We start from the raw sequence: 1,518 nt of genomic DNA, 5'->3' as shown, positions 1-1,518 counted from the left end.
ACCAGAACCGTGGGGGTGAGGAGCCAGCGCAGAGAGAGATAGGAGACAAGGCCCCCCAAGCCCAGCAGAACAGCGAGCCGAATCAGCCATCTTTTACGGCGAAGGGAACGTCTCATACTGTCTCCTTTCCGGCGGAAACATCAATGTTTCGGCGCACAGGCTGTGGGTTACGGCACAGGGCGCCGGGCCCGAATCCGGCCATAGAGCCTGCGGAGCTTGAGGTACGCGAAAATCCCGGCGGCGATGATAAGAGTAGGAGTGGCCACGGACAGGACGCGATCCCTCAGCGTGGGGGGCTCTGGCTGGGCGAATCTGTCTATGCCAAGAAGGGCGTCCAGCTCTTTCAGCTCCCGATAGAGCTGCTGAAACTCGTCGGTCATAATGACAGCCTCGGGGCACTCGGACCAACGGAGCTGGACCATGATCTCAAGCCATACGTTACCCTCTCTCAGGATCAATTCATAGTGGGAACCAAAATAGGCACAAGCTTCCCGATACAGTGCTGCCTCCTCTTCGTTAAAAAAGGCGACGGTTCCGTCTTTGTCATAGTATACCCCGTCCTCTCTGAAAAAGCGTGTCCCCCCGATATAGACGCTTTCCCGTCCTATATTCTGTAGAGCGGGATCATCGCCCTTTGGCAAGGGACCACACGCAGTACAGAGCATAGTCAAAAACAACACAGCGCACAGGAGGAAGAGGAACTTCTTTCCATGCGTCCACAAGGAAAGTTCACCGCCTGATTTAAATGAGAACACCTGGGCCGATAGGTAGCAACATAGGAATAGCGGCGACTTTTTGATTGTCAATACCTAAAATGTCAATTTCTTTTATAAATTTTGTAGTTGGCTCATAAGTACTCAGATAAGCGCTTATGGCATGATAAGTATCTGTTTGGTCAAAGTCTATCGCCGCTATCTTATATTCAGCAGTTTGAAAGCCCATTTCAACCTTTTTACCATTAAACTTAACCTGGTGTACATCGCACTTTTGAGGACCCTCGACACGGTTAAAGGTAAAGCAAAGGCGCTCATCAGAAGTTCCAGACTCCCTGACATATTGGAAAGTTACATACTCAGTAAGCATCCATTGATATACAGCAGTCACATCTTCAATTATAGTCGATGAACTAAGTTGTGCACTGGTTTGTGTTGCAACAAGATCGATGAAATTAAGGGCGGTACCAGCTATAGTACTTAGTCCAGCATAGGTCATAATTAGGGATTTCATCAACGCCAGGGTCCCCGCAGCCTTATCAGGAGACGCATACATAACTTTGGTACCATCAAAATACAACTTACTATTTCGACTGTTAGGCCATACGGTAAGATTAGAAACCATATATCGCTTTCCTTTGTAGATTACCTGTTTGGTGGTGTTAGTCCATTGATAATCCGCATTGTTACCGTCGGCCATAACAAAAGGTGCGAGTTCCGGATGGGAAGCCAAGTCAATACTTTTAGGATCTATTTCCTCTACACCAAGCTCAGAAAGTTGGCGATCAATTTCATCCAGTTCCTG

At 48.2% G+C, this 1,518-nt stretch carries 2 protein-coding genes; both read right to left on the bottom strand.

Annotated elements, in window-relative coordinates:
- Nucleotides 1-167: 167 nt before the first annotated feature.
- Nucleotides 168-380 (bottom strand): hypothetical protein, encoded by a 213-nt coding sequence (locus D1159_RS18840; RefSeq protein ID WP_161847116.1) that lies wholly within the window; start codon nt 378-380, stop codon nt 168-170.
- Between the two features lie 361 nt (nt 381-741).
- On the bottom strand, nt 742-1,518 hold a 777-nt coding region (locus tag D1159_RS18835), incomplete at its 5' end, for a hypothetical protein (RefSeq protein ID WP_161847115.1).

This window comes from Pseudoflavonifractor sp. 524-17 (genome assembly GCF_009935845.1).
In the GTDB taxonomy this organism is placed as follows: Bacteria; Bacillota; Clostridia; order Oscillospirales; family Oscillospiraceae; genus Pseudoflavonifractor_A.
Note: the sequence above shows the minus strand (reverse complement) of the source record. Positions and strands in the feature narration are given on the sequence as shown.